The sequence below is a fragment of the Halovulum marinum genome, assembly GCF_009697225.1.
GTDB lineage: Bacteria > Pseudomonadota > Alphaproteobacteria > Rhodobacterales > Rhodobacteraceae > Halovulum > Halovulum marinum.
The window spans coordinates 1-26,685 of sequence record NZ_WIND01000007.1 but is presented as its reverse complement, the minus strand read 5'-3'; the positions used below and the strand labels follow the sequence as shown (position 1 = coordinate 26,685).

The 26,685-nt window shown below is 70.6% G+C and carries 23 protein-coding genes and 1 pseudogene; 11 read left to right on the top strand and 13 right to left on the bottom strand.

The window, feature by feature from the left end:
* Positions 1–6: 6 nt before the first annotated feature.
* The 3 genes from GE300_RS10665 to GE300_RS10655 form a co-directional block, all read right to left on the bottom strand.
* A complete protein-coding gene (locus GE300_RS10665; RefSeq protein ID WP_154446555.1) occupies positions 7–1,374 on the bottom strand; it encodes a CmpA/NrtA family ABC transporter substrate-binding protein in 1,368 nt (455 codons plus the stop codon).
* 262 nt (positions 1,375–1,636) lie between these two features.
* Positions 1,637–2,815: an ABC transporter substrate-binding protein gene (locus GE300_RS10660; protein ID WP_154446554.1), complete on the bottom strand. Its 1,179-nt coding sequence runs from the start codon at positions 2,813–2,815 to the stop codon at positions 1,637–1,639.
* Entirely contained in the window at positions 2,812–3,396 is a 585-nt protein-coding gene (locus GE300_RS10655; RefSeq protein WP_154446553.1) for an ANTAR domain-containing response regulator, read from the bottom strand. The genes GE300_RS10660 and GE300_RS10655 overlap by 4 nt, the downstream gene beginning before the upstream one ends.
* A 218-nt stretch (positions 3,397–3,614) precedes the next feature.
* On the opposite strand from GE300_RS10655, the gene GE300_RS10650 reads away from it, so the two are divergent.
* From GE300_RS10650 to GE300_RS10620, 7 genes are all read left to right on the top strand, one after another.
* Positions 3,615–4,607, top strand: a complete 993-nt coding sequence (locus tag GE300_RS10650) for a LacI family DNA-binding transcriptional regulator (protein WP_154446552.1) — start codon at positions 3,615–3,617, stop codon at positions 4,605–4,607.
* On the top strand, positions 4,604–5,620 hold the full coding sequence (locus tag GE300_RS10645) for an extracellular solute-binding protein (protein ID WP_154446551.1): 1,017 nt from the start codon (positions 4,604–4,606) through the stop codon (positions 5,618–5,620). The genes GE300_RS10650 and GE300_RS10645 overlap by 4 nt, the downstream gene beginning before the upstream one ends.
* Positions 5,621–5,683: 63 nt before the next feature.
* Positions 5,684–6,505, top strand: a complete 822-nt coding sequence (locus GE300_RS10640) for an ABC transporter permease (protein WP_154446550.1) — start codon at positions 5,684–5,686, stop codon at positions 6,503–6,505.
* 5 nt (positions 6,506–6,510) lie between these two features.
* Positions 6,511–7,287 carry an ABC transporter permease gene (locus GE300_RS10635; RefSeq protein WP_233416928.1) on the top strand — a complete coding sequence of 259 codons (777 nt, stop codon included), beginning with the start codon at positions 6,511–6,513 and terminating at the stop codon, positions 7,285–7,287.
* Entirely contained in the window at positions 7,280–8,308 is a 1,029-nt protein-coding gene (locus tag GE300_RS10630) for an ABC transporter ATP-binding protein (RefSeq protein WP_154446548.1), read from the top strand. Before GE300_RS10635 ends, GE300_RS10630 begins: the two co-directional genes overlap by 8 nt.
* Positions 8,308–9,210 carry a nucleoside hydrolase gene (locus tag GE300_RS10625; RefSeq protein WP_154446547.1) on the top strand — a complete coding sequence of 301 codons (903 nt, stop codon included), beginning with the start codon at positions 8,308–8,310 and terminating at the stop codon, positions 9,208–9,210. Before GE300_RS10630 ends, GE300_RS10625 begins: the two co-directional genes overlap by 1 nt.
* Positions 9,203–10,996: an adenine deaminase gene (locus GE300_RS10620; RefSeq protein ID WP_154446546.1), complete on the top strand. Its 1,794-nt coding sequence runs from the start codon at positions 9,203–9,205 to the stop codon at positions 10,994–10,996. The genes GE300_RS10625 and GE300_RS10620 overlap by 8 nt, the downstream gene beginning before the upstream one ends.
* Positions 10,997–11,078: 82 nt before the next feature.
* On the opposite strand, the gene GE300_RS10615 is transcribed toward GE300_RS10620, so the two are convergent.
* Both GE300_RS10615 and GE300_RS10610 read right to left on the bottom strand, forming a co-directional pair.
* Complete coding sequence (locus tag GE300_RS10615) at positions 11,079–11,729, bottom strand: hypothetical protein (protein ID WP_154446545.1); 651 nt, start codon at positions 11,727–11,729, stop codon at positions 11,079–11,081.
* A gap of 308 nt (positions 11,730–12,037) precedes the next feature.
* On the bottom strand, positions 12,038–12,220 hold the full coding sequence (locus tag GE300_RS10610) for a hypothetical protein (protein WP_154446544.1): 183 nt from the start codon (positions 12,218–12,220) through the stop codon (positions 12,038–12,040).
* Between the two features lie 228 nt (positions 12,221–12,448).
* On the opposite strand from GE300_RS10610, the gene GE300_RS10605 reads away from it, so the two are divergent.
* Complete coding sequence (locus GE300_RS10605) at positions 12,449–13,378, top strand: alpha/beta hydrolase fold domain-containing protein (RefSeq protein ID WP_154446543.1); 930 nt, start codon at positions 12,449–12,451, stop codon at positions 13,376–13,378.
* 4 nt (positions 13,379–13,382) lie between these two features.
* Here GE300_RS10605 and GE300_RS10600 read toward each other — a convergent pair whose 3' ends face one another.
* The 6 genes from GE300_RS10600 to GE300_RS10575 all read right to left on the bottom strand — a co-directional run bounded on the left by GE300_RS10600 (position 13,383) and on the right by GE300_RS10575 (position 19,808).
* Positions 13,383–14,234 (bottom strand): ABC transporter permease, encoded by an 852-nt coding sequence (locus GE300_RS10600; protein ID WP_154446542.1) that lies wholly within the window; start codon positions 14,232–14,234, stop codon positions 13,383–13,385.
* A 3-nt stretch (positions 14,235–14,237) separates the two neighbouring features.
* On the bottom strand, positions 14,238–15,104 hold the full coding sequence (locus tag GE300_RS10595) for an ABC transporter permease (protein ID WP_154446541.1): 867 nt from the start codon (positions 15,102–15,104) through the stop codon (positions 14,238–14,240).
* Positions 15,101–16,174, bottom strand: a complete 1,074-nt coding sequence (locus GE300_RS10590) for an ABC transporter ATP-binding protein (protein WP_154446540.1) — start codon at positions 16,172–16,174, stop codon at positions 15,101–15,103. The genes GE300_RS10595 and GE300_RS10590 overlap by 4 nt, the downstream gene beginning before the upstream one ends.
* Positions 16,175–16,254: 80 nt before the next feature.
* Positions 16,255–17,325 (bottom strand): extracellular solute-binding protein, encoded by a 1,071-nt coding sequence (locus tag GE300_RS10585; protein ID WP_154446539.1) that lies wholly within the window; start codon positions 17,323–17,325, stop codon positions 16,255–16,257.
* Between the two features lie 120 nt (positions 17,326–17,445).
* Positions 17,446–18,702, bottom strand: a complete 1,257-nt coding sequence (locus tag GE300_RS10580; protein WP_325063194.1) for an NAD(P)/FAD-dependent oxidoreductase — start codon at positions 18,700–18,702, stop codon at positions 17,446–17,448.
* The gene (locus GE300_RS10575; protein WP_154446538.1) at positions 18,699–19,808 is read right to left on the bottom strand and encodes a mandelate racemase/muconate lactonizing enzyme family protein; all 1,110 of its coding nucleotides are present in this window, start codon (positions 19,806–19,808) and stop codon (positions 18,699–18,701) included. Before GE300_RS10575 ends, GE300_RS10580 begins: the two co-directional genes overlap by 4 nt.
* 96 nt (positions 19,809–19,904) lie before the next feature.
* Between GE300_RS10575 and pdxR the strand changes: the two genes are divergently transcribed.
* Positions 19,905–21,431 (top strand): MocR-like pyridoxine biosynthesis transcription factor PdxR, encoded by a 1,527-nt coding sequence (gene pdxR / locus GE300_RS10570; RefSeq protein ID WP_154446537.1) that lies wholly within the window; start codon positions 19,905–19,907, stop codon positions 21,429–21,431.
* Here the strand turns inward: pdxR and GE300_RS10565 are convergent.
* Both GE300_RS10565 and GE300_RS10560 read right to left on the bottom strand, forming a co-directional pair.
* Positions 21,412–23,043 carry a GMC family oxidoreductase gene (locus GE300_RS10565; RefSeq protein ID WP_154446536.1) on the bottom strand — a complete coding sequence of 544 codons (1,632 nt, stop codon included), beginning with the start codon at positions 23,041–23,043 and terminating at the stop codon, positions 21,412–21,414. The genes pdxR and GE300_RS10565 overlap by 20 nt on opposite strands.
* Positions 23,044–23,223: 180 nt before the next feature.
* Positions 23,224–23,964 carry a 5-formyltetrahydrofolate cyclo-ligase gene (locus GE300_RS10560; RefSeq protein ID WP_325063193.1) on the bottom strand — a complete coding sequence of 247 codons (741 nt, stop codon included), beginning with the start codon at positions 23,962–23,964 and terminating at the stop codon, positions 23,224–23,226.
* A gap of 177 nt (positions 23,965–24,141) precedes the next feature.
* On the opposite strand from GE300_RS10560, the gene GE300_RS10555 reads away from it, so the two are divergent.
* Together GE300_RS10555 and GE300_RS10550 are read left to right on the top strand one after the other, a co-directional pair.
* Positions 24,142–26,148, top strand: coding sequence for an HWE histidine kinase domain-containing protein (locus GE300_RS10555; protein ID WP_154446534.1), 2,007 nt, complete (start codon positions 24,142–24,144; stop codon positions 26,146–26,148).
* 244 nt (positions 26,149–26,392) lie between these two features.
* A pseudogene (locus GE300_RS10550) lies at positions 26,393–26,685 on the top strand (IS3 family transposase); the annotation flags it as partial.

Here is a 26,685-nt window from a genome sequence, read left to right as displayed (position 1 = left end):
GCGGGGTCAGCCCTGCACTTCCGAGCCGACCACGCGCTGGTCGCCCTTCAGTCCGATGGGAAGGCTGTCGAGATAGGCGTTGGGCTGGCGGCCGTCGTAGGGAACGCCGTCGATGATGTCCTCGGGCGGGGTCGGCGCCTTGTAGCCGTCGCTGTCCCAGGGGAAGTCGGGCGCGTTCGCCAGTTCCTCGTCCACCAGCAGGCGCGCGGCCTGAAGGTAGATGTCCGGGCGGTAGACGGAGCGGGCGACGTCATCGTACCAGCTGTCGGGTCTGGCCTCGGCGATCTGGCCCCAGCGGCGCATCTGCGTCAGGTACCAGATGGCGTCCGAGTAGAACGGATAGGTGGCGTTGTAGCGGAAGAACACGTTGAAGTCCGGCACGTCGCGGGTGTCGCCCTTCTCGTATTCGAAGGTCCCGGTCATCGAGTTGGCGATCACCTCGGCATCCGCGCCGACGTATTCGGAGCGGCTGAGGATCTCGACCGCCTCCATCCGGTTGGCGTTGTCGTTCTCGTCCAGCCAGATCGCGGCGCGGATCAGCGCCTTGGTCAGCGCCAGCGTGGTGTTCGGGTACTGTTCGGCAAACTCGGCGGTGATGCCGAACACCTTCTCGGGGTTGTTCTTCCACAGCTCGTAGTCGGTGATCACCGGCACGCCGATGCCCTTGAACACCGCCTGCTGGTTCCACGGCTCGCCCACGCTGTACCCGTGGATCGTGCCGGCCTCGAGCGTGGCGGGCATCTGCGGCGGCGGCGTCACCGACAGATAAACGTCGGCGCCGATCTGGCCGGTGATGTTGTCGGGGCTGTAGTAGCCCGGGTTCAGCCCGCCGGCGGCCAGCCAGTAGCGCAGCTCGTAATTGTGGGTCGAGACCGGGAACACCATGCCCATGTTGAAGGCCCTGCCCTCGGCGCGGTACGTCTCGACCACAGGCGCCAGCGCCTCGGCCGAGATCGGGTGCTGCGGCAGGCCGTCGGCGGTGGTGGGGATGTTGGGCTTCATCGCCTCCCAGACCTCGTTCGACACGGTGATGCCGTTGCCGTTCAGGTCCATCGAGAAGGGCGTGACGATGTGCGCCTCGGTGCCGTAGCCGATGGTCGCGGCCAGCGGCTGGCCGGCCAGCATGTGCGCGCCGTCGAGGGTGCCGTCGATGACGCCGTCCAGCAGCACCTTCCAGTTCGCCTGCGCCTCGAGCGTGACGAACAGCCCCTCGTCCAGGAAGTATCCCTGTTCGTAGGCCACGGCCAGCGGCGCCATGTCGGTCAGCTTGATGAAACCGAGGGTCAGCTCGTCCTTCTCCAGCTCCAGCATCTCGGCCGCGGCGGTGGAGGTCAGGAGGGCCGCAAGCACGGCGCCGGTCAGAGGTGTCTTCATAGGGTCTTTCCCCTTCCGTCGACGCCGCGAAGGCGTCGCTGAACACAAAAAAAGCCGCGCGACCTTGCCCCGCGCATGTCGCGGAACCGGGTCGAGCGGCTTTGCTCGGATCGCCCTGTCGTGGGTGAATTCGGTGAGAGCGCCATTGCTCTCGGGGGTCAAACTGCGTCAGCGCCGGCCGGCAGGCAAGACCTTGGCGGCCTTTTCCGCCGGATTATTTTGCACTGCACCCAAATTTTCGGGTGCGGTGCACAAAATTTGTTCAGATTGCCTCGCCGAGGTCAAAAATGCGCCCGTCGAAGAACAGGTTCTCGCGCAGAATCAGCCGGCCCGTCTGGGACGGGGCCGCGGTGCCGGCGGCGATGCCGCCCTCCAGCCTGTCCGACGCGCCGGGCAGCACCGCGCCGACATCGCGCAGGTGCTGGCGGTAGAGGTCGGTGCGGAACACGGCGCGCGCGCGCTCGGTCGCGGCGGCGCGCTCCAGCCCCAGCCGCGCCGCCATCCGTGCCGCGATCCACGCCGCCTGGCTGCGCCAGGGATAGTTCGCCGCGCCGTGGTGGAAGGCGACGAAGCCGCGGCACTCGCGGCTGTCGCCGTGCGGGGTGACGGTCAAGCGGCCGGTCAGCGCGCGGTCGATGATCTCGGGCGACAGGTTCAGGTAGGCAGGCCGCGCCAGCATCTCGGCGGCGGTGGTGCGCGCCCCGCCCTCGCCCAGCCAGCGGCAGGCGCGCCACACCGCGCGCATCAGCCGCGCGGTCAGTTCCGGTTCGTCGGCGGCCCAGCCCGAGCGCACCGCCAGCACCTTCTCGGGCGCGGCGGACCAGATCGCGCGGCCCGGCAGCAGCAGCGCGCCGGCGCCGGTCTCGACCACCTTGGATCCCCAGGGCTCGCCGACGCAGAAGGCGTCGATCTCGCCGGCAGCGATGGCGTCGGCCATCAGCGGCGGCGGCACGGTGTGTATCTCGACGGTCTGCGGCGCCGGCATCCCCGAGGCGGACAGCCAGTAGTACAGCAGTTCGGCATGCATCGAGAACGGGAACGGCACGCCGATGCGCAGTGGTGCGCCGCGGGCCGCCCTGACCAGCGCCGCGCCGGCGGCACCGGCGTCGTCAAAGCCGAAGCCGTGCCCCCCCGCGCGCAACAGCGCCTCAAGCCGGGCGTTCACGCCGATCACGGTGCCGTTCACCGACAGCACCATCAGCGCCGAGATCGGCGAGGCGACGCCGCCGATGCCCAACGCCATCGCCACCGGCACCGGCGAAAGCATGTGCGCCGCCTCGATGCGGCCGAACGCCAGCATGTCGCGCACCGACGACCACGACGGCGCGCGCACCAGCTCCAGCGCCAGCCCCTCTTCGCGGGCAAAGCCCATCTCGTGCGCGACGACCAGCGGCGCGGCGTCGACCAGCGGCATGAAGGCAACCGACAGCGGCGCGCTCATGACAGCAGGTCCGCCGCCAGCACCAGCGACTGCGCGACCTCGGAGATCTTCCGCCCCTGGTCCATCGCCGCCTTGCGGAGCAGCCCGTAGGCCTCGTCCTCGCTGATCCCGCGCGCCTTCATCAGCAGGCCCTTGGCCCGGTCGATCACCTTGCGCTCCTCCAGCGCGCGGCGGGTCTCGGCCAGCTCGTCGCGCATCCGGCGGAACATGTTGTAGCGGGCGATGGCGGCGGTGACGATCGGCCGGATCCGCTCGGGGCGCAGATCGTCGACGACATAGGCCGACACCCCGGCCTCGATCGCCGCCTTGGTCAGGCTGTCCTCGCTCTGGTCGACGAACATGGCGACCGGGCGGTCCAGCGGCGCCGTGGCCAGCGTCAGTTCCTCGATCATGTCGCGCGAGGGGTTGGTGATGTCGACCAGCACGATGTCCGGATTCCGCTCGGAGATCCGCCGCGCCAGGCTGGACACTTCCGAGATCACCTGAATGTCGTTGTCGCCGGCCTCCATCAGGCTGTCGACGATCATCAGGGCCCGTTCCCGGTCCTGCTCGACGACAATGATGGAAAGCTTCTCCGGCATGATGTGCCCGCATGACGCTCTCGCGCCGGCAGGTAAAGCGTTTGGCGCACGCGCAGGGGGCAGGTTTTGCGATTGCCGCCGGGTTCGCCTGCGTGCTGGGCGGCATCGGGGTCAACTGACCAAAAATTGGGCACCGCCATGCCGCCCGCGCTGGCGCCGGGAGACGAGGATTGACTCGCCGGCGGATTTGGTTAAACGATTTAGCATGGGTGCCGAACATGAGTAGCATCAAGAGTATCGCGCGCGATCTGGGCGTCTCCACCGCCACGGTGTCGAACGCGCTGTCCGGCAAGGGGCGCGTTTCGGACGAGCTTGCCCGCCGGATCCGAGAGCATGCCGGCAAGGTCGGCTATCACCCCAGCCCGGCGGCGCGCGCGCTGAAGACCGGGCGCAGCGGCATCCTCGGGCTGGTGATGCCGAACCTGACCAACCCGCTGTTTCCGCGGCTGGCGCACAACATCGAGGCCGCCGCCGACAGCCGCGGCTTCGGCGTGCTGATCGCCGATTCGCGCAGCGACGCCGCGGGACAGGCCGCGGCGATCGAGCGGCTGGTGCGGCGCGGCGTGGACGGCATCGTCATCGTGCCGCACCGCGGCACACGGGTGACCGAAACCGACGTGCCGCTGGCGGTGATCAACGCCGCCTCGGATCCGGCGAACACGGTGTCGGCCGACCACCGGCAGGGCGGACGGCTGGCCGCCGGCCTCCTGATGGACATGGGCCACCGGCGGTTCCTGCTGGCCGGCGAGGATCCGCGATCCGAGGTGCAGCAGGACCGCATCGCCGGCGCCGCCGAATGCCTGGCGCGCCGCGGCGGCACCGGGCACCGCGTGTGCTGGACCAGCGAGGCCGCGCCCGATCTGCTGGCCGCGCTTGCCGGCGGCGTCACCGCCATCGTCACCTCGACCGACCTGCTGGCGCTGAAGCTGCTGTCCGAGGCGCAGACCCTGGACATCGCCGTGCCCGGCCGGCTGAGCGTGATCGGCTTCGACAACCTGCCCTTCGGCGAGCACCTGCGCCCGTCGCTGTCCACCATCGCGCCCGATGTGCCCGAGATCGCGCACCGCGCGCTGAGCTATCTCGACGCCCGCCTGTCGGGCGCCGCCGAAATCCCGCCGCCGTCGGTCGTTCCGATGATCGCGATCCAGCGGGACTCAACCGGCCTGCCGCAAGAGCGACCGGTCACCGACCCAGCAAGGAGTGTCTCATGATGCGTTATCTGCCCGTTCTGACCGCCGCCCTCGGGCTGGCCGCCGGCGCCGCCCAGGCGGCGGAAAACACCCTGACCATCTCGGTCTATTCCTTCGCCCAGGACGCCTTCAAGGAGGCCGTCTACGACCCGTTCGAGGAGATCTGCGGCTGCGAGCTGGTGGTCGAGACCGGCAACTCGGTCGAGCGCATGGCCAAGATCGAGGCCTATGCCGCCGACCCGGTGGTCGACATGGCGGTGATGTCGGCGCACGACGCGCTGGCGCTGGCGCGCAAGGAATTGCTGGCGCCGATCGACACCTCGAAGCTGTCCAGCTTCGACCAGCTCTACCCGGCGGCGCAGGATCCGCTGGGCGGCAATCTTGGTGTCGGCTATACCTTCTACGCCACCTCGATCGTCTATCGCAGCGACCTGGTCGAGGTGAACAGCTGGGCCGACCTGCTGTCGGACGAGGTGAAGGGCCGCGTGGCGCTGCCCGCGATCTCGACCACGCAGGCGCCGCTGGTGCTGATGATGCTGGGTCAGGCGCTGGGCCAGGACGACATCCTGCAGACCATCGACACGGTGGGCGAGAACGCCGACGACATCGTCACCTTCTACGAGCGCTCCTCGCAGCTGGCGCAGCTGATGCAGCAGGAGGAGGTGATCGCCGCCCCGATCGGCCGCTTCGCCTGGTCGCGCTTCCGCGGCACCGACCTGCCGTTCGAGTGGGCCGAACCCGCGGAGGGGCAGACCGGCGGCATGAACGTCATGGTGATGACCAGGGGCAACGGCAACGAGGATCTGGCGCTGCAGTTCATGGACTACTGGCTGTCGACCGAGGTCCAGACCCGGCTGGCAGAGCTGGGCATAGACAGCCCCGCCAACGCCGCGGTCGAGGTGTCGGCCGAGGCCGCCGAGAACCTGACCTACGGCGCCGAGCTGATCAACTCGCTGACGATCATGGACCCGGCGGTGATCCTCGACCAGCGCGAGGCATGGATCGACCGCTGGAACAAGACCGTCATCCAGTGACCCGGAGGCGAGGGCGGCATCGCGCCGCCCTCGCCGGCCGCCCTCCGTCCAGATAGGCTGCAGATGTTCGAGAACCGCACCACCGGGTTCGCCCTTGCGCTGCCGGCGGCGATCTTCACCGCGGCGCTGTTCATGGTCCCGGTCGGCATCCTGCTGTCCGAGGCGTTCCGCGCGGACGGGCAATGGTCGCTGTCGGGCTATGTCGAGTTCTTCTCCGAGCCGCTGAACCGGACGGTGTTCTGGCGCACGCTGAAACTGGGCGTGCTGGTGGCGGCGACGTCGGCGGTGATCGGCTACGGCGCGGCGTTCGCGATCACCAACCTGGACGGCAGGCGCCGCGGCCAGGTGTTCGGGCTGGTGGTGCTGCCGCTGATGATCTCGCCGGTGGCGCGCACCTATGCCTGGATCGTGATCCTCGGCCGCACCGGGATCGTCAACGACGCCATCGTCGGGCTGGGCCTGTCCGAGACGCCGGTGCGCCTGCTGTTCACCGAGACCGCGGTGTTCCTGGGGCTTCTGCAGCTGTTCCTGCCGCTGATGATCATCTCGCTGGTCTCGGCGATGGAGAACATGCCGCGCGACGCGATCCCGGCGGCGCGCGTGCTGGGCGCGAACTGGCTGCAGGTGTTCACCCGGGTGATCCTGCCGCTGACCCGCGAGGGGCTGGTGATGGGCGGCACGCTGGTGTTCACCGGATCGCTGACCGCCTACATCACCCCGGCGATCCTGGGCGGCTCGAAGGTGCTGATGCTGGAGACGCTGCTCTACCAGCGGGTCAACGTCGCCAACGACTTCGTCTCGGCCAGCGTGATCGCGATGATCCTGATCGTGATGAGCTTCTCGGCCAACCTGCTGCTGAAGCGCATCGCCACGGCGCGGAGATGACCGGCATGCCGACCCTGGCCTCCCGTGTTGTCCTGGCGCTGGTGCTGACCTTCCTGATCGGGCCGTTCGTGATCATCATCCTGGCCGGGCTGTCGGCCGGTAACTCGCTGGCCTTCCCGCCCGACGGGCTGTCGCTGAAATGGTACCTGAAGGTCTTCACCGTCGAGAGCTTCCAGGCCAGCTTCGCGCTGTCGATGTTCCTGGCGGTGTTCGGCACGCTGGCGGCGCTGGCGCTGGGCGTGCCCGCCGCCTACGCGCTGAACCGCTACGACCTGCCGGGGGCCGAGACCGTACGCATCATCGTCGCGGCGCCGATCATCGTGCCCGGCATCATCGTCGGGCTGGCGCTGCTGCGCTACCTGGTGGTGCCCACCGGCGTCGGGGTGACCCTGGCGCTGTTCCTGGCGCATACCGCGCTGGTGCTGCCCTACGCGGTGCGGGTGGTGTCGTCCTCGCTGCACAACCTGCGCGCCGACATGGAAGAGGCCGCGGTGCTGCTGGGCTGCACCCGGCTGCAGGCGTTCTTCAAGGTGGTGCTGCCGAACATCCGTGCCGGCGTGCTGGCGGCCTTCATCCTGGGCTTCGTCACCTCGTTCAACCAGGTGCCGGTGTCGCTGTTCCTGTCCGGCCCCGGCGTGCGCACGCTGCCGATCGACATGCTGGCCTACATGGAAATCACCTACGATCCCTCGGTCGCGGCGCTGTCGGCGCTGCTGGCCTTCCTCTCGGTCGCGATCGTCTTCGCGGCGGAAAAATTCCTCGGGTTCTCGCGCTATGTCTGATGCCTTCGTCTCGCTGCAGTCGCTGACCCTTGCCTATGGCGACACCATCGCGGTGCCGGACCTGTCGCTGGACGTGCGGCAGGGCGAGCTGATCTCGCTGCTGGGCCCTTCGGGCTGCGGCAAGTCGACCACGATGCGCGCCATCGCCGGGCTGCTGGCGCCGCGCGCCGGGCGGATCGGCATCGCCGGGCGCGACGTGACCCGGGTGCCGGCCAACCGGCGCAACGTCGGGCTGGTGTTCCAGTCCTACGCGCTGTTCCCGCACCTGACCGCGTTCGAGAACGTCGCCTTCGGGCTGCGCCTGAAGCGGATGCGCGGCGCCGAGATCGAGCGCCGCACGCGCGACGGGCTGGCCACCGTGGGCCTCGACCACCTGGCGCGGCGCAAGCCGGCCGAGATGTCGGGCGGGCAACAGCAGCGGCTGGCGCTGGCCCGCTCGCTGGTGATGGAGCCGGACGTGCTGCTGCTGGACGAGCCGTTGTCGAACCTGGACGCGCGGCTGCGGCTGGAGATGCGCAACGAGTTGCAGCGCGTGCAGCGCGCCACCGGCGTGACCATGGTGTTCGTCACCCACGACCAGGCCGAGGCGCTGGCGCTGTCCGACCGCATCGTGCTGATGCGCGACGGCCGGATCGAGCAGCTGGACACGCCCGAGGGCCTCTATGCCCGGCCGCGCACCCGGTTCGCGGCGGATTTCGTCGGCTTCGAGAACATCTTCGACGTGGTTCCCGAGGGGCTGAAGGGCCCCGAGGGCACGGTGCCGCACCGGGTGCCGCACCGGGTGCCGGGCGACGTCGCGGCATTGGCCTGGCGGCCCGGCGGCGTGCGCGTCGGCAGCGGCGAACTGCGCGGCCGCGTCGCCGGGGTCGCCTTTGCCGGCACGACGCGCGAATATGTGCTCGACAGCGCGCTGGGCCGGATCCGCGCCGACGCCCCGGCGGGCGCGGAGCGGCTGGCGATCGGCGACCAGGTGGCGTTCGATCTGCCGCCCGAAACCGCCTGCCCGCTCGGGACCGCCTGATGCGGCTGTGGGTCGACACCGATTTCGGCTTCGACGATCTGTGGGCGCTGCTGCTGCTGCGGGTCCATGGCCTGCAACCGGCCGGCGTGTCGCTGGTCGCGGGCAACGCGCCGCTGCCGCAGGTGACGCGCAACGCGCTGGGCGCCGCGCGCGCCTTCGGCGGCTTCGGGCCGTTGTTCGCCGGCGCGGATCGACCGCTTCGCCGTCCGGCCGAGCACGCCGCCCGCATCCTCGGCCCGCGCGGTATGCAGAGCCGGGGCGCCCACCTGCCGGAGCCGGATAGCGCCGCGCCCCTGCCCGCCGCCGCCGACGGGCTGGCGCGGTTTCTCGACGCAGGCGATGACGAGCCCGCCACCATCCTCGCGCTGGGACCGCTGACCAACCTCGCGGCGCTGGCGCACAGCCGCCCCGCGCAATACGCCCGCATCGGGCGGATCGTCTGGATGGGCGGCTCGGCCGGGCGCGGCAACCACACGCCGGCGGCCGAGTTCAACGCCCTCGCCGATCCCGAGGCGGCGGACCGGATCGCCCGCGGCCCGGTGCCGCTGGCAGTGGTCGATCTGCAGGCGTGCCGGCAGGCGACGTTCGGCCCGGAGGACCTGCCCGGGCTTTCGAGCCCGCTGCTGTCGGACCTGCTGGGCGGCTACCTCGACATCGCGCTGAGCCGCGGTCGCACGCGGATGGCGATCTACGACCCGATCGCCGCGCTGGCGCTGGTGATGCCCGCCATGGTCGCCTTCGCGCCGGCGCAGATGCGGATCGAGCTGGCCGACGGGCCCGACTGCGGAAGGACCGCGTTCGCGCCCGACCGGCACGGGCCGCACCGGCTGGCGACGCGGGTCGCGCCGGACGCGGCCCGCCACTGCCTCGACGCATTGAAGAAGGTGCAAGACCATGCCTGAAGCCGACCTGAGTGGGCCAGAGCTGCGCCGCCGCGCGGTGCAAGCGGCGCTGGGCGAGATGCCGTTCGACCTGCTGATCCGCGGCGGTCAGGTGGTCGATACCGCGCTGGGCGAGGTGCGGCCGGCGGACGTCGGCCTGGTGGGGCCGCTGATCGCCAGCGTGCATGCCCCCGGCCTTCGCAACGATGCGGCCGAGGTGATCGAGGCCGACGGCGGGTACGTCGCCCCCGGCCTGATCGACAGCCACATGCATGTGGAAAGCTCGATGGTCACCCCGGCAGAGTACGCGGCGGCGGTGCTGCCGCGCGGCGTGACCACGGTGCTGTGGGACCCGCACGAGCTGGCGAACACGCACGGCGCGGACGGCGTGGACTGGGCGGCGCGGGCCGCCGCCGCCCTGCCGCTGCGGATGCGCGTGCTGTGCCCGTCCAGCGTGCCCTCGGCGCCGGGCTACGAGACCGCGGGCGGCGATCTGGACGCCGCCACCGTCGCGGAGCTGCTGGCGCGCCCGGATCTGCACGGCATCGGCGAGTTGATGTCGATGCAGGCGCTGCTGGACGGCTCGGACCGGTTCACCGGCATCGTCGGCGCCGGGTTGCGGGCGGGCAAGCCGGTCTACGGCCATGCGCGCGGGTTGTCGGGGACGGCGCTGCAAGCCTATGCGGCGGCGGGCGTGCACAGCGATCACGAACTGACCTCGGCCGACGATCTGCTGGCGAAGCTGCGCGCCGGGCTGCGGGTCGAACTGCGCGGCTCGCACGATCACCTGCTGCCCGAGTTCGTCGCCGCGCTGAACGACCTGGGCTTCGTTCCGGATTCGCTTTCCCTGTGTACCGACGACGTGTTCCCGGACGATCTGCTGCACGGCGGCGGTCTGGACGACGTGGTGCGCCGGCTGGTGGGCTACGGGCTCGATCCGGTGCGGGCGCTGGTCGCCGCGACCGGCAATGCCGCCGCGCATGCCGGCCGGCCGGACCTGGGGGCGGTCGCCGCGGGACGCCGCGCCGATCTGGTGCTGTTCCGCGACCTTTGTGCATTCGAGGCGCGGCTGGTGCTGGTGGACGGCCGCATCGTCGCCCGCGCCGGAAGACTGACCGGCCGGCCCGCCGCCGCCCCTGCGAAACTGGCGGCGATGCCCGCCCTGCCGCATTACACCGCGAAGGATTTCCGCCTGGACCCCGGATGCGACCGTGGCCGGGTCCGGCTGGCGCTGATCGACCGGCCGCGCTTCACCGACTGGGCCTCGGTCGAGGCCGAGGTGACCGGTGGCGGCATCGACCTGCCCGACGGGCTGACCGGCATGGCGGTGATCAACCGCTACGGCGGCGACCCCGCTCCGCGGCTGGGGCTGCTGCGCAACTGGGGGCGTTGGGAGGGGGTGTTCGGCACCACCGTCTCGCACGACAGCCACAATCTGACGCTGTTCGGCACCGGCGAGCACAACATGGCCGTCGCGGCGAACGCGCTGGCCGATTGCGGCGGCGGGCTGGTGGTGGTCAAAGACGGCGCCGTACGCGAGTGCCTGCCGCTGCCGCTGGCCGGACTGATCGCGGACCGGCCGCTGGCAGAGGTCGCCGCCGCGTTCGCCCGAATACGCGCGGCGATGGACGAGATCGTCGCCTGGCAGCCGCCCTATCTGGTGTTCAAGGCCTGTTTCGGCGCGTCGCTGATCTGCAATGCCGGACCGCATCTGAGCGACCGGGGGATCGTCGATACCCATCGCGGCATCCGGCTGCCGTCGCCGGTGCTGGAGCCGGACGCGCCTTTGCCCTGGGCGGCCCCGTGAACGCAAAAGGGCCCGCCGCGCATATGCGCGGCGGGCCCGGTTTGCGGTCGGGCGGCGCGCCGGGGCGCCAGTGCCCCCGGGCTTACCCGGCGATGATCGACATGATGGCGCGTTCCTTGTCGGTGGTCGAGTCATCCGTCTCGAGCACCGCCTTGATCTCGGCCATCTGCGCCGTGGTCAGCGTCGAGACGTCGACCTCCAACCCCATGTCGGCCAGTTCGCTCTGCAGCAGCGCGGCGAGACCGGCGTCGAATTCCGGCTCGATGCCGATCTCGATGCCCTCGTACTCGACGTCACCCAGCGCCACCTCGATCGCGCGGCGCTTGTCGGCGCTGCTCTTGTCGCTTTCCATGATGCCGGTCAACTGGGCCGTCAACTCGGCCGACAGGTTGGCGGGATCGACGTTGTAGCCGTACGAGCGCAACTCGTCCGCGACCATCACGTCGGCGTCCTGCGCGCCGTTCGAGACATCGACCGTGGCGCGCGCGTCGAGGATCTCCTCGATCTGGCGCATTTTCTCGTTCTCGGCTTCCTCGCTCGAGAGGATGGCCTGGATCTCGGCCGATTCGGAGACCGAGAACATCGCGTCCGACGGCAGGTCGAAGCCCATCTGCTCGAGCTCGGTCTGAACCTGGGCCTCCAGCTGCGTCTGCTGAGCAAGCGCCGCCATCGGCGTCATCGCGATCGCGGCTGCCGTCGCGGTTGCCAGAAGCTTCGCTTTGATCGGTTTCATGGTCTACCTTCCTTTCATCATGCGCGGTGGTCGCGCTGGACAGGGGCTAAACGACGCTGTGCGGCCGAGTGTTCCGGACCGCGCGGCCAATCGGCCCGCGCAGGTCCCGCCCTTCGATCGCGCAAGCCGGCGACAAAAGTCCAATCGTCTGATATGAAACGCTTTTCCGCCGCGTCGATGCGAAGGCAACGCCTGTCAAGGCAGTCATCACGTCGTGTTGATGCGCTGTCGCATGGGCAGGCGCGGCCCCCGCGGATCGTGGTTCCGGAACCGGTTCGAGGCATCCGGCCGCGCCGCCGGCGGCGCGGTTACCGGAACAGCGCGTACAGTCCCAGCCCCAGGGCGGGCAACGCCAGCAGCCGCGTCAGCCGCCAGCCGAGGAACACCAGCACCAGCGTGCGCACCGGTCCGCCGACCAGCGAGGCGACGAGCAGGGACAGGAACAGGACCGCGACCGCGATGTCGGGGCTGGAGACCTGGGTTTCCGGCACGGATACTCCCTCGGAAGGCGGGCCCTAGGGCGCCGCCGGCTGCTCGCGTTCGGATGTTCCGGCCCCGCTTACATCAAGTCGGGGCGGGTCGGCCAGCGCCCGGCCGCCGGCGCGCCGCCATCGGCGGCGCCCGCCTGGCGGCGCCGGGCGCGGATCCCGGCCGCCGCGCGCCCGGGCTTGCGCAAACCGCGATTTGCGGGTTCACGATACGGCAGGAGGACACGTTGCATGAACAGAACGCCCGACCCCGCCCTTTTGCAGGCCGCCGCGCGCTACTCGGCCGAAAAGGGCGAGCTGAGCGCCGAGCTGATGCCGGAAATGCGCCGCCGGTCCCGCGAGGCGCGCCGCGCCTTGCGCGGCCGGCATGCCGACGAGGTGGAGATCAGCACCTGCGACGGCCTGCGCCTGTTCTCGCCCCGCGACCGGTGCGACGCGTCACGGGTGATCGTCTATCTGCACGGCGGCGGCTGGGCGAACTGCGACACCGTCACCCACGGCGGGATCATGACCGACCTGGCGGCACTGTCCGGTCATCTGGTGGCCGGCCCGGACTACCCGCTGGCGCCCGAGCATCCCTATCCCGCCGGGCTGGACGCCGCCTGCGCGGCGGTGTGCCGGATCGCCGCCGACCATCCCCATGCGGCGCTGGTGCTGGCCGGCGACAGCGCCGGGGCGAACCTGGCGCTGGCCACCGCCCTGCGGCTGCACGACGAGGGGGCCGCGCCGCCGCTGGCCGCGCTGCTGCTGTGGTACGGCTGCTTCCGGCGCTGTTTCGACACCCGCTCGCACATGACCTATGGCGACGGCACCTATGGGCTGACCACCACCGACATGCGCACCTACTGGGACTGGTACCTCGCGGATCATCGCGACCCGGCGTACGGCGATCTGACCGGCGCCGCGGTCGACGGCCTGCCGCCGTGCTTCCTGGCCGAAGCCGAGATGGACTGCCTGGCGGACGATACCCGCTGGCTTGCCGGGCGGCTGACGCAGGCGGGCATCCCGCACGCCTACGACTTCACCCCGGCGGTGAACCACGGCTTCATCCATTTCAGCCAGGTCTACGAGCCGAGCTACCGGTCGCTGCAAGCGGCGGCGCATTTCCTCGCCTCGCCGATCGTGGCCCCGGCCGCCGAACGCCGCACCGCCGCGCGGTGACGCGTCACGCCGCCTTGCGCGGGCGCTGCGCCAGCACGCTGGCCAGCGCCAGCAGCCCGGAGCCGAGCATCAGGAACACCGAGACCGCGTTCAGCACCGGGGTCGAGCCGACCTTCACCATGCGGTCGTACATGGTGATCGTCAGCGGCGCGTCCGAGCCGACCAGCATCAGCGTGGTGTTGAAGTTCTCGAACGACACCAGGAACGCCACCACGAAGGCCGAGAACAGCGCCGGCGCCAGGAACGGCAGCGTCACCGTCAGCAGCACGCGGATCCGGCTGGCGCCCAGGTTCAGCGCCGCCTCCTCGAGCGAGATGTCGAACTTCTGCAGCCGCGCGGCGATCACCAGCGAGGTGATCGTGGTCAGGAACGAGAACTGCCCCAGCACGATCAGCGGGATCCCGGGCCGCAGCCAGGTCAGGAACAGGCCCAGCGTCTGGTCGGCGAAATTCGCCAGCATCGACGCGAACACCAGGATCGAGATGCCCAGGATCACCCCCGGAATGACCAGCGGCACGATCATCAGGATGTACAGCAGCCGCTTGAACGGGAACTGCCGCCGCTCGAACAGGAAGGCGTTGCAGGTGCCCGCGGCCACCGCCAGGGCCGAGACGATCAGCCCGATCACCAGCGAGTTCTGCAGCCCGCGCAACAGCCGGTCGTCATAGAACAGGCCCAGCTTCGGCTCCACCGGCGAGAAGAACCAGTCCAGCGTGAAGCCCTGCCACGGCAGCGAGGGGAACATCGAATCGTTGAACGCGAAGGCGCCGGCGGCGGCCAGCGGCGCCACCAGGTAGAGGAAGAACAGCACCACATAGGCGCGGTAGACGAACATCAGCCCGGCGGATCGCTGCATCGGCTATTCCTTCGCGACCGTGGTCGACAGGCTCTGCCCGGTCAGGCGCAGCCCGGCCCAGACCACCAGCGAGGTGAAGCCCAGCAGCAGCACGCCGAAGGTGGCGCCGGCCTCCCAGTTGTAGCGGGTGATGAACTGGTTGTAGATCTGCTCGGTGAACCAGCTGGAATTCTTGCCGCCCAGCAGGATCGGCGTCAGGTAGCTGCCGGCGGTCAGCATGAAGGTGATGATGCAGCCGGCGACGATGCCGGGCATGGCGTAGGGCACGATGATCCGGCGGAACACCGTCAGCCGGCCGCCGCCCAGGTTGTAGCCGGCCTCCAGCAGCGCGTCGTCCATGCCCTGCAGGGTCGAGACCAGCGGCACGATCATGAACAGGATCACCGTGTAGACCAGGCCGATGACCACGGTGACGTCGTTGTAGAGCATCTCGACCGGCTGCGCGATGATCCCCGCGCCCACCAGCACCGTGGACACCACGCCGGTCTCGCGCAGCAGCACGATCCAGCCGTAGGCGCGCACCAGGTCGCTGACCCACAGCGGGATCAGGCACAGCAGGAACAGCGCCGCGCGGCTGCGCTCGCGCGCGATCTTGGCGATGTACCAGGCCACCGGAAAGCCGACCAGCAGCGCCAGCGCGGTGACCAGGATCGACATCCAGGCGGTGCGGAACAGCGTGTTGCGGTAGATCGGCTCGGCGATGAAGTCGGCGTAGTTGCCCGGCCCGAACTCGTACTGGTTGATGCCCACCTTCTCGCGCAGCGAGACATAGCCGATGCCCAGCTGCGGCAGCACGATCAGCAGGCCGATCCACAGCGCGAACGGCGCCATCAGCAGGATCAGCGACAGCTTGCCGGCGTCGTTTCTCATGCGCCGGCCCGCTGCGCGAAGCAGGTGGCGCGGGCCGGGTCCCAGCCGACCCGGACCTGCTGGTCCTGCGCCACGCGGCCGGCCTGTCCGGGGTCGGCGACCTCGATCAGCGGGCCGTTGTCCAGCTGCACCAGGATGCGCGAGTTGGCGCCGTTGAACAGCAGGCTGTCCACACGCCCGTCCAGCGTGGCGTGCGGGTCGCCCTCGCCCACGAACAGCGCCTCGGGGCGCAGGAACACCTCGACCGCGTCGCCCTGCCCCGCGCCGTCGCCGCGGCGCGCGCGCACCGTGCCGCCGCCGGACAGCTCGACCAGCGCCTCGTCGCCGCGGATTTCGGCGATCCGCCCCGCCAGGCAGTTGCTGTCGCCGACGAAGCCGGCGACGAAGCCCGACACCGGGTTCTCGTACAACTCGCGCGGCGCGCCGATCTGCTCGAACCGGCCGGCGTTCATCACCGCCACGGTGTCGGACATCACCAGCGCCTCGGACTGGTCGTGGGTGATGTAGAGGAAGGTGGTCTCGAACCGGTGCTGCAGCTGCTTCAGCTCGATCTTCATGTGCTCGCGCAGCTTCAGGTCCAGCGCGCCCAGCGGCTCGTCCAGCAGCAGCACGTCCGGCTCCAATACCATGCAGCGGGCGATGGCGATGCGCTGCTTCTGCCCGCCGGACAGCTGCTCGATGCGCTTGTCCTCGACGCCGGGCAGGCCGACGCGGTCCAGCACCCGGGCCACCCGGGCCGGGATCTCGGCCTTGGCGTCGCCGCGGCAGCGCAGGCCGTAGGCAATGTTCTCGCCCACGCTCATCATCGGGAACAGCGCCAGGTGCTGGAACACCATCTTCACGTTGCGCCGGTTGGGCGGCAGCGCCAGCACGCTGTCGCCCTTGATCCGGATATCGCCCCGGCTTGGCGTTTCGAACCCGGCGATCATCCGCATCAGGGTGGTCTTGCCGCAGCCCGACGGGCCGAGGATCGAGAAGAACGAGCCCGAGGGGATGTCGAGCGAGACGCCGTCCACCGCGGTGAAGCTGCCGAAGTTCTTGGTCACGCGCTCGCAGCTCAGGTCGTACATGCTCGCCTTCCGGTCCTTTTCATGCAGCCGGGGCGCGGTCCGCAGCAGGCCCGCGCCCCGGTCGGTGGTCTCGGCGCCGGTCAGTTCGACGCGGCCTTGATCCGCTCTAGCGCGATGCCTTCCATGTCCTCCAGCCCCGGCGGGATGTTGGCGAAGAACTTCAGGTTGGCGATATCCTCCTCGTCGAAGGCGGCCTGCACTGCGGCGCGCTTGTCCTCGGGCAGCAGATCGATGCCGTTCGGCACCGCCGCGATCGCCCCTGTCGAGGCCGACATCAGCTGCACGATCTCGGGCTGCATGACGAAGTTGATCCACTTGTAGGCGGCGTCGTCCGCCTCGCCGCCGCGCGGGATCGCGAAGGTGTCGATCCAGGCCAGCGCGCCGGTCTCGGGCGGCACGAACACGATGTCCTGGTTCTCGTTGTAGATCTTGAAGGCAGTCGAATCCCAGGTCTCCGACACGATCACCTCGCCCGACAGCATCAGCGCCGACAGATCGTCGCCGCCGGTCCAGTAGGTCTTGATGATGTCCTTGCAGGCGATCAGCTTCTCGGTGACCTTGTCCAGCATGTCCTGGTAGGCCTCGGTGTCATCATACAGCGCGAACGGGTCCATGCCCATCGCGTAGGCGGTGCCCAGCAGGATCGTGCGCCGCAGCCGCATCGAGGTGCGGCCCTTGTACTTCTCGTCGCACAGGTCGGCCCAGCCGGTGGCGTCCGGCGCCTCGGCCGTGTTCGCCATGATCCCCGAGGTGCCCCACTGGTGCGGAACGGCATAGACCTCGCCGTCGAGCGTGGTGTTGGCCTTGACGCCCTCCAGCAGGTTCGGCGTCATCACCGAGGTGTCGATCTTGGACAGGTCCAGCGGCTTGTAGATGTTGTACTCGACCTGCGCGGCGTAGATCCGGTCGTGGCTGGGCTGCGCCAGATCATAGCCGGTGCCGCCGGTCGCGCGCAGCTTGGCGATCATCTCCTCGTTGTTGGAATAGGTCACCTCGACGTCGATGTCGGGGTTTGCCTCCTCGAACATCTGGATCACCTCTTCCGGGGCATAGCTGCCCCAGGTCAGCAGGCGCAGCGTCTCGGCCTGCGCCCCGCCGGCGGCAAGGACCGCGGCGGTTCCGGCCAGGATGGCGCGGATGGAATGTCTCATGATGTCTTCTCCCTGGACTGCGGTGCCCCCGGGCCGTCTGCGCGGCCAATGCGGAAGTGAACCGTCGATTGGTTCGGTCAGAAAGGTCCATTCCTGCGCATATGGCAAGCCATTTCCCGCCTACAGTCCCAACCGGTCCAGCAGGCGGTAGGTCTCGACCATCGCCGGCAGGAACCAGGGCCGGCCGCGATACAGCGGGCGGGCGGGAAAATCCGGCGCGCTTAGCGCGGTCTCGCCCGCCGGGTCGTCCAGAACCCGCAGGCCGGCCTTCATCCCCAGGTACGAGGCCATGCCGACGCCCGAGCCGCAGTAGCCCATCGCGTGGTGGATGCGGCCGCGCCGCCCGGTGTGCGGCAGGGTGTCGAAGCTGTAGCCGACGAAGCCCATCCAGGAATGGCTGATCGCGGCCCCGGCCAGTTCCGGGAACACGTCGGCCATCGCCGCGTGCAGCCGCCGCGCGCTGACCTGCGGCGCGACCTCGCCGGCGCTGACCCGGCCGCCGAACAGCACCCGCCGCCCGTCCGGCGAGGGACGGTAGTAGTACACCACCCGCCGGCTGTCCGAAGCGATGCGCCCGGTCGGGAACAGCCGCGCCACCAGATCCGGCGCCAGCGGCTCGGTGGCGACGAGATAGCTGCCGACCGGCACGATGCGCGCCCGGTGCCAGGGCGACAGCGGCCCGCCGTAGCCGTTGGTCGCCAGCACCACGTCGCGGGCGCGGATCGCGCCATGGGGCGTGCCGACCCGCACCCCGGCGCCGTCTTCGTCGAGGGTCCGGGCCGGGGTGTCGGGCGCGATCAGCGCCCCGGCCGCGCGCACCCTGTCCAGCAGTCCGGCGTGGTAGCGGCCCGGGTCCAGCGCGGCGTGATCGTGGAACACCGCGCCGCCGTGGTAGCGGTCGGTGCCCAGCTCCTCGTGCTGCCGGGCGCGCGGCACAAGGGTGATCCGCGCGCCGTCGGCGATGCGCGCCAGCGCCGCGAAGGCGCGCGGATGCGCCGCGGCGTGGAACCGGCCGCAGGCGCTGAAGTCGCAGGCGATGCCCTCGTCGCGCACGAACCGCTCGACGAACCGGCGCGAGGCGACGCCCTCGGCCAGGATCGCCCGCGCCGTGTCCGCGCCGTGGCGCCGGGCGAGCGTCGCCAGCCCCGGCTTGATCGCGGTGCTGATCTGCCCGCCGTTGCGCGTCGAACAGCCCTGCCCTGGCTGCCCGGCCTCGAGCACCACGACGCTGCGCCCGGCGCGCGCCACCGGCAGCGCCGCGTGCAGGCCGGTGTAGCCCGAGCCGACGACCACCAGATCGGCGGTCTTCGGCAGCGGCGGCCGCTCGATCGGCGCCGGCGGCGCATGGTCCCACCAGAACGGCGTGGTCTTCGTCACGCACCGGCCTCGCTGAGCCGGTACTCGGACTTCGCCAGCCACTCGGGCGAGATCTCGACGCCCCAGCCGGGCGCGTCGGTGACGCGGGCCTGGCCGTTCTCGATGATGTACGGATCGTCGACGAACAGGCCCTGCTGCCAGGGGTAGTAATCCGCGCCCTCGATCGAGAATTCCAGATACTTGCCGGCATTGGGCAGCGCGCGCAGCAGGTGCATGGTGAACAGCGTGACCAGCGACAGGTTGGCGCTGTGCGGCGTCACCGGCAGACCGGCCTCGGCGGCCATCGCGGCGACGCGCAGCGTGCGGCCGATGCCGCCGACGTACAGGATGTCGGGCTGCACCACGTCGACGGCGCGCAGCTCGATCATCCGCCGCCAGGTCGGCAGCCAGCAGTCCTGCTCGCCGCCGGTGACGTCGATCTCCAGCGCCTGCGCGACCGCGCGGGTCTGCTCCAGCTCCCAGTAGGGACAGGGCTCCTCGTAGTGGGTGACGCCGTGGTCCTGCAGCATCCGGCCGTAGCGGATCGCCGCCTCGGGCGCATAGCAGGAATTGGCATCGGCCAGAAGGGTGACGTCCTCGCCGCGGAAGGCGTCGGCGATCGCCGGGATGATCGCCTCGGTGCGGCCGTCCCACTCGTCCTGCCCGCGGCCGCATTCGGCGCCGATGCGGTACTTGAACGCGTCGAAGCCGTAGGTGCCGCGCAGCCGGCGGAAACGCTCGGCCTCGGCCTCGGGGGTGATGTCGCGCTTCATCGACGAGGCGTAGGCGCGCAGCGGGCCGGGGCCGCCGCCCAGCAGCGTGGCGACGGGCACCCCGGCCTGCTTGCCGCGCAGGTCCCAGACCGCGGTCTCGACCCCCGCCATCGCCCGGCAGATGTACGAGCCGGGGAATTTGTGCTCGCGCTCCTGCACCCGGTCCAGCAGATCGTCCAGGTCCGCGATCTCCACCCCCAGCATCCAGGGCGCGACCTGCCGGTGCAGCACCTGCGCGGTGATGTCCGACTGGTAGGTCGACACCTGCCCCCAGCCCTGCGCGCCGTGCTCGTCCGTCACCCGGACGAAGCCGACGAACGGGTTTGCGAATGTCTCGATCCTGGTCAGTTTCATGCGATCCGCCTCCGGTGGGACGCCCAAGAAGTGCTTGCAAATCGGACCGGCGATAAGGTCCACTTCGCACAAGCTGGCAGACCAATCGGGGGACGGATGTCGAAATACGTGGGCGGCGCGCTGATCCCCGGGCTCAGGATCGACCGCGGCGACCGGACGCCGATCACCATGCAGCTTGTCGTGGCGCTGCGCGAGCAGATCCTGACCGCGCGGCTGCCCGCCGGCGCGCGGCTGCCGGCCAGCCGCACGCTGGCGCACGATCTGGGCGTGTCGCGCACCACCGCCGTCAACGCCTACGAGCAGCTGGGCGCCGAGGGGCTGCTGGTCAGCACCGTCGGCGCCGGCACCTTCGTCAGCGCCGAGGTGCGCCCGCAGCCGGCGCCGCGGCCGAACGCCGCCGCGGCGGACCGGACTCCCCGGCTGGCGCGGCTCAGCCGCGAGGTGTCGGACCAGTACTTCCCGCGGCTCGAGCATCCCGAAGTGCCCCGCCCGTTCGTCACCGGCATGCCCGCGTTCGACGCCTTCCCGATGGCGCTGTGGGCGCGGCTGTCCGGTCAGTACTGGCGCTCGCCGCGGGCGCAGGTGATGTCCTATCCCGACCCGGCGGGTCTGCCGGCGCTGCGCGCGGCGGTCTGCCAGCACCTGCGCGCCAACCGCGGCGTGCAGTGTCACCCGGACGAGGTCTTCATCTGCAACGGCGCGCAGGAGGCGTTCACCCGGATCGGTCACATGCTGCTGGACCCGGGCGACCCGGTCTGGCTGGAGAACCCGGGCGCGATCGGCGCGCGCAACAGCCTGCTGTCCTGCGGCGCCGCCCCGGTGCCGGTGCCGGTGGACGCGCAGGGCCTCGAGGTCGCCGCCGGGCTGGCCGAGGCGCCGGAGTTCCGCCTGGCCTTCGTGACCCCGGCGCACCAGCATCCGCTGGGGGTGACGATGTCGCTGGACCGCCGGTTCGAGCTGCTGGCAGCGGCCGAGGCGGCCGGCGCCTGGATCATCGAGGACGATTATGTCGGCGAATTCCACTATGGCCGCAGCACGCCGCCGCCGCTCAAGAGCATCGACAGCGGCGGACGGGTGATCTACGTCGGCACGTTCTCGAAAGCGCTGTTCCCGGCGGTGCGGCTGGGCTACATCGTCGCCCCGCCGGCGCTGGTGCCGATGTTCGACCGCACGCTGGGGGCCGTGGCGCACGGCGTGTCGCACGCGATGCAGGCGATCGTCGCACGGTTCATCGAAGACGGGCATTTCGCCGCCCATATCCGCCGCATGCGCGAGATCTACGCGCAGCGGCGCGACACGCTGCTGAGCGAGGCCGCGCAGCACCTGGCCGGGCGCATGGACGTCCGGCCGACAGATACCGGGTTCCACACCATCGGCACGCTGCCCGTCGGCGGCCCGGACGAGACTGCGGTCTCGCGTGCCGCGGCGACCGCCGGTCTGGCCGCCACGCCGCTGGGCCGGTTTGCGCTGCGGCCGCTGCCGGTGCGGGGCGTCACCCTGGGGTTCAGCGCCGTGCCGCCGCCGCAGATCGCACGCGGGGTGCGCACGCTGGCCACGGTACTGGACGGCCTGCCGGGCGCGGTGCGGCGCGGGGAAGGCGAACTCAGCCGCCGCGCGCGATGATCTCGGCCGCCTTCTCGCCGACCATGATCGTCGGCGCGTTCAGGTTCCCCGAGGTGATGCGCGGAAAGATCGAGGCGTCGGCCACGCGCAGCCCGTCGACGCCGTGCACCCGCAGCGCCGCGTCGACCACCGCGCCGGCCGCCGGATCCGGGCCCATCGCGCAGGTCCCGCAGGGGTGGAACACCGAGGTCGTGCGCCGGCGGATGTCGGCGACGATGTCGGCCTCGTCGGTGACCTCCGGCCCCGGCAGGACCTCGCGCCGGATCAGCCGGGCGATGCCGGGCTGCGCGGCGATCGCGCGCAGCATCCGCGCCCCGGCGAGCAGTTCCTCCATGTCCCCGGGCGCCGAGAAGTACCGCGCGTGGATCTCGGGCGGCGCGGCCGGATCGGCGCTGCGCACGTGCAGCCAGCCGCGGCTTGCCGGGTGGCAGTTCGAGATCCCGATCATGAACCCCGGAAACCTGTCCGGCGCGGTCAGCCGCCGCTTGCCCGGCACCGCGCGGGTATAGGACAGCGGCGAGAAGTACAGCTGCAGGTTCGGCCGCGTCCGCGACGGGTCCGAGCGTACGAACCCGCCCGCCTGGTTGACGCTCAGGGCCAGCGGCCCGTCGCGGGTCAGCAGGTAGCGCGCCCCCGCCAGCCCCCGGCCCAGCAGCGGGCCCAGGACGTTGTTCAGGGTCGGCCGGGTCGCCTCGTAGACATAGTCGAAGCCGACGTGGTCCTGCAGGTTGGCGCCCACCGCCGGGTTCGCCCGCACCACCCCGATGCCCAGCGCCGACAGCCGCGCCGGATCGCCGATGCCCGACAGCTGCAGGATCTGCGGCGAGTTGATCGCCCCCGCCGACAGGATCACCTCGCGGCGGGCCCGCAGCCGCAGCGTCAGCCCGGCGCGGCGCAGTTCCACCCCGACGGCGCGGCGGCCCTCGAACAGGATCCGGCCGACGTGCGCGCCGGTCAGCAGCCGCAGGTTCGGCCGGCGCAGCGCCGGGTGCAGGTAACCGGTGGCCGCCGAGCAGCGGAAGCCGCGCCGGGTGGTGATCTGGTAGAAGCCGACGCCCTCCTGGTCGCGGCCGTTGAAATCGGTATTGCGGGCGAAGCCGGCGGCAACGGCGGCGTCGACGAAGGCGTGGCTCAGCGGATGCGCGGCGCGGCTGACGTCGCGCACGGTGATCGGCCCGCCCGCCCCGCGCCAGGCGTCCGCGCCGGCAAGGTTGTCCTCCATCCGCCGGAACAGCGGCAGCAGGTCGGCGTGCGTCCAGCCCGGGTTGCCGCCGGCGGCCCAGGCGTCGAAATCGGCCGCCTGGCCGCGCACGAACACCATCGCGTTGATCGAGCTGGACCCGCCCACCACCTTGCCGCGCGGCCAGTAGGCGGGACGGCCGCCCAGCCCCTCGTCGGGTTCGGTCATGTAGCGCCAGTTCAGCTTCGGGTGGTGAAAGGCGCCGCCGTAGCCGATCGGCATCCGCACCCAGACACTCAGGTCCGATCCGCCCGCCTCGACCAGGGTGACTTTCGCCGCCGGCCGCTCGGACAGACGCGCAGCCACCACGCATCCGGCCGAGCCGGCGCCGACCACGATGTAGTCGCTTTCCTCGTTCCACGTCGTCGTCAAGCGTCTTTCCTGCCAGCAGCCATTGGACCGCAGGCTAGGCCGGAAACGGCGGCCTGTCCCAGACCATTTGCAAGTTTTCCCCGGTCCAAAATTCCCGGTCCAAGATTCCCCGGTTCCAGAATCCGCGGTTCGAGATTCCCCGGCCCGAAAATTCCCGGGCCGAACCCGCGCCGGCAGCGCTCAGCCGGCGCGCCGCACGCGCACCCCCGCCTCGGTCACGATCAGGTCCATCGGAACGTCGTGCGGCTGCGGAAAGATCGTCGGCAGGCGCGCGTCCTCAAACCCCACGCCGATGACCAGCGGGCGCGGGTCCAGCACGGCCAGCGTCCGGTCGAAATAGCCGCCGCCATTGCCCAGCCGGTATCCGGCGCCGTCCCAGCCGACCAGCGGCGCCAGGACGATCTGCGGCGTCAGCGCGGGCGCGTCGGCCGGCGGCACCGGAATGTTCCAGACGCCGCGTTCCAGCCGGGTGTCGGACGTCCAGCGGCGGAACTGCAGCGGCGCCGCCGGGCGTGCGGCGACCGGCAGCGCGACGTCCGCACCGGCCGCGAGCAGACGGATCATCAGCGGCCGCAGGTCGGGCTCGTTCCGGATCGGCCAGTAGGCGGACAGGATCCGCCCGCGCAGCGGCCCCGCCTCGGCCGACAGCACCGCCTCCAGCCGCGCCGCCAGCGCGTCCGCCAGACCGCGTCGCCCGGACGCGGACATCGCGCCGCGCGCCGCCAGAAGCCGCTGCCGCTCGGCCGTGCGCCAGCGCGCCACGTCGCGGGCCTGTTCGGGGTCCACCGCCAGCGGGTCGAAGTAGCCGGGCGCGACCTCGGCGGCCATGCAGGGGGACGAGGCGTACCGCGCCCCGTCCGGGGTCCCGTTCCCGTTCCGGTTCGCGCGTGCGTCCGTGTGCCCTTTCTCGTCCGAAGTCACCGCTCGCCTCCCTCGTCGCCGCCCGCTCCGGCCGGGCCGGGCAGCGGGCATGTCCCGCACTGTGACAGCGCGCGCGGGCCCGTCAACCCGCACCCTGCCCGCCCGCGGATGGTGTCTTGACGGCCCGATCAGTGCAGCCGACATTCGGTCATACACTGTGCGCTAGACGGGCTTGCGATGCTGAGACGGCAGAACCCCCACCGCGATCCGATGAGCTTTCTCGCCGGCGACAGCGAGATGGCGCACCGGATCCGCAATTTCGACTGGAGCGGCCATCCGCTGGGCCCGCCCGAAACCTGGCCGCAGTCGTTGCGCTCGGCGCTGGGGATCTGCCTGAAGTCGGCATTTCCCACGGCGATCTACTGGGGCTCCGAGATGCACCTGCTCTACAACGACGCGTGGTCGGCGATCCCCGGCCCGCGTCACCCGGACTGTCTGGGCGCGCGGGCCAGGGACGTCTGGTCCGACATCTGGCACGTGATCGAGCCGCAGTTCACGCAGCTGATCGAAAGCGGCGAGGGGATCTTCGTCGAGGACCAGCTGCTGCCCCTGCGCCGCTACGGCTTCGAAGAAGAGACCTACTGGAACTACAGCTTCACGCCGATCCGCGGCGAGGACGGCGCGATCGAAGGCGTCTTCAACTCGGGCAGCGAAACCACCGACAAGGTGTTCCTGCGGCGCCAGACCGAGTTCCTGCTCTCGCTCAGCGACATGCTGCGCACCGCCTCGGGCCCGGACCGGACCATGACCTCGGCGTGCGAGGCGCTGGGCCGGCATTTCGGCGCGCAGCGCGTCGGGCTGCGTGATGCCGGCCCCGGCGCGCGGCCCGATATCCTGCCGGTCGCGGCGGAGTGGACGGCGGCCGGGTTGCTGCCGGTCGACGCCGCCCTGCCCTTCGAGGATCTCGGTGCCGTCGCCGCGACGCTGGCGCGCGGACACGTGATCCGGATCGACTGCCTCGACCGGATCACGGACCCGGCGGTGCGGACGCATTTCGAGGCGCTGGGGTCCGCCGCCTTCCTGGCCGTGCCCTGGACCGCGAACGGAGAACTGGTCGCGGCGATGTTCGTGCACCTCGACCGCGAACGACGCTGGACGTCCGACGACGTCACCACGGTCGAGAAGGTTCTGGAACGCACCATGGGCGCGATCGAACGGGAACGGGCCCGCCTGCGCGAACAGGTGATGATGCGCGAGATCGACCACCGGGCGCGCAACCTGCTGGCGGTGGTGCGGGCGCTGGCGCGGATCACCGATGCGCCGGACATCGCCGCGTACCGCGTCAAGTTCATGAGCTCCCTCGAGGCGCTGTCCAAGACCCACGCCCTGCTGGCGGCGGAACGCTGGACCGGCGTGTCGCTGCACAACCTGCTCGAGGCCGAGCTGGCACCCTATCAGGCCGGGGACGGCGCGCGGGCGACGCTGGACGGCCCGCCGATCCTTCTGGACGCCGAGATGGCGCAGACCATGGCGATGATCTTGCACGAGTTGAGCACGAACGCGGCCAAGCACGGTGCGCTGGCGGACCCGGAAGGGACCATCGCCGTCAGCTGGAGCAGCACGCCGGAGGACGTGCTGGATCTGCGCTGGACGGAATCGTCCCGCGCCGACCGGGCCGCGGCACCGCCGAAGCCGACCGGCTTCGGCTCGGACATGCTCGGCCACGTCATCGACAAGCAGCTGGGCGGCGAGATCGTACGCGATTTCTCTGGCGGAAGACTGGTCTGCACCCTGCGTCTGCCGCTGCGCCGCGCCGGCCAGGCCGACGCCCCGCGGCAACCGGCCGGCGACGACGGCACCGCGCCCGCCCGGGACGCGCCCTCGGCGCAGCGCATCCTCGTGGTCGAGGACGACCCGATTGTCGCGATGGACCTTGCCGACACGCTCGAGACGCTGGGCTACACCGTCGTCGCCACCGCGCACAACGTCGCCAGTGCGCTGACGTCGCTGCACAAGACACCGCCGGACCTGGCCGTCATCGACATCAATCTCGGACGCGAAACCTCGGAGCCGATCGCCAGGGAGCTGCTGGCGCGCGGCATCCCCTTCCTGCTGAGCACCGGCTACGAGGCCGAGGCGGATCCGGAAAGCGTTTTCGCCAGCCAGCCGCGCATCATAAAGCCATTTTCATCCACGGAGCTGAAAGAACGGCTCGGCGCGCTCGCCGGCCGGCCGGCCGGCTGAAGACGCGCGCCGATCTGGATACCAGGATCCGGACGGTCCCGAAAGAACGCATCAAGAGCCGGAAGGGGAACAATTCGCCGCGCGGCCATGCGCGGATCGAGCGAAGACAGCGGGTCCTGAAAGACCATCTGAACGTGATAACCCGGGTCCATGTCGCCCCGCGCGGCGGAGCGGAAAATGCTTTTGCAGATTCTGGACGCGAAGAGTGAAGTGGTCCTGGGAATTCGGACAGCGAGCTAAGGTGCAATGCCGCCTGGTGAAGCTAAGCCGATCGGCGTTCTACTACGCTCCGGTCGGGGTCGATGCGGCGACGCTGGCGCTGATGAAGGCGATCGACCTGGTGTTCACCAGATACCCGTTCTTCGGCAGCCGCCAGATCGCTGCCTATTTGCGCCAGGACGGCATCGTGGCGGGGCGTCACCGGGTTCGGCGGCTGATGGCCAAGATGGGCCTGGAAGCAATCTACAAACGCCCCAGAACCAGCCAGCCACATCCGCAGCACCCGATCTATCCGTATCTGCTGAGGAAGAAGGTGAT

What these genes read in the sequence shown, in the direction of transcription:
- GE300_RS10630 (WP_154446548.1), top strand. Translation starts at nt 7,280, where the DNA reads ATGTCTGATGCCTTCGTCTCGCTGCAGTCGCTGACCCTTGCCTATGGC.
- GE300_RS10600 (WP_154446542.1), bottom strand. Translation starts at nt 14,234, where the DNA reads ATGCAGCGATCCGCCGGGCTGATGTTCGTCTACCGCGCCTATGTGGTG.
- GE300_RS10615 (WP_154446545.1), bottom strand. Translation starts at nt 11,729, where the DNA reads ATGAAACCGATCAAAGCGAAGCTTCTGGCAACCGCGACGGCAGCCGCG.
- GE300_RS10640 (WP_154446550.1), top strand. Translation starts at nt 5,684, where the DNA reads ATGTTCGAGAACCGCACCACCGGGTTCGCCCTTGCGCTGCCGGCGGCG.
- GE300_RS10595 (WP_154446541.1), bottom strand. Translation starts at nt 15,104, where the DNA reads ATGAGAAACGACGCCGGCAAGCTGTCGCTGATCCTGCTGATGGCGCCG.
- GE300_RS10625 (WP_154446547.1), top strand. Translation starts at nt 8,308, where the DNA reads ATGCGGCTGTGGGTCGACACCGATTTCGGCTTCGACGATCTGTGGGCG.
- GE300_RS10645 (WP_154446551.1), top strand. Translation starts at nt 4,604, where the DNA reads ATGATGCGTTATCTGCCCGTTCTGACCGCCGCCCTCGGGCTGGCCGCC.
- GE300_RS10555 (WP_154446534.1), top strand. Translation starts at nt 24,142, where the DNA reads ATGCTGAGACGGCAGAACCCCCACCGCGATCCGATGAGCTTTCTCGCC.
- GE300_RS10660 (WP_154446554.1), bottom strand. Translation starts at nt 2,815, where the DNA reads ATGAGCGCGCCGCTGTCGGTTGCCTTCATGCCGCTGGTCGACGCCGCG.
- pdxR (WP_154446537.1), top strand. Translation starts at nt 19,905, where the DNA reads ATGTCGAAATACGTGGGCGGCGCGCTGATCCCCGGGCTCAGGATCGAC.
- GE300_RS10650 (WP_154446552.1), top strand. Translation starts at nt 3,615, where the DNA reads ATGAGTAGCATCAAGAGTATCGCGCGCGATCTGGGCGTCTCCACCGCC.
- GE300_RS10655 (WP_154446553.1), bottom strand. Translation starts at nt 3,396, where the DNA reads ATGCCGGAGAAGCTTTCCATCATTGTCGTCGAGCAGGACCGGGAACGG.
- GE300_RS10590 (WP_154446540.1), bottom strand. Translation starts at nt 16,174, where the DNA reads ATGTACGACCTGAGCTGCGAGCGCGTGACCAAGAACTTCGGCAGCTTC.
- GE300_RS10585 (WP_154446539.1), bottom strand. Translation starts at nt 17,325, where the DNA reads ATGAGACATTCCATCCGCGCCATCCTGGCCGGAACCGCCGCGGTCCTT.
- GE300_RS10635 (WP_233416928.1), top strand. Translation starts at nt 6,511, where the DNA reads ATGCCGACCCTGGCCTCCCGTGTTGTCCTGGCGCTGGTGCTGACCTTC.
- GE300_RS10575 (WP_154446538.1), bottom strand. Translation starts at nt 19,808, where the DNA reads ATGAAACTGACCAGGATCGAGACATTCGCAAACCCGTTCGTCGGCTTC.
- GE300_RS10665 (WP_154446555.1), bottom strand. Translation starts at nt 1,374, where the DNA reads ATGAAGACACCTCTGACCGGCGCCGTGCTTGCGGCCCTCCTGACCTCC.
- GE300_RS10605 (WP_154446543.1), top strand. Translation starts at nt 12,449, where the DNA reads ATGAACAGAACGCCCGACCCCGCCCTTTTGCAGGCCGCCGCGCGCTAC.
- GE300_RS10620 (WP_154446546.1), top strand. Translation starts at nt 9,203, where the DNA reads ATGCCTGAAGCCGACCTGAGTGGGCCAGAGCTGCGCCGCCGCGCGGTG.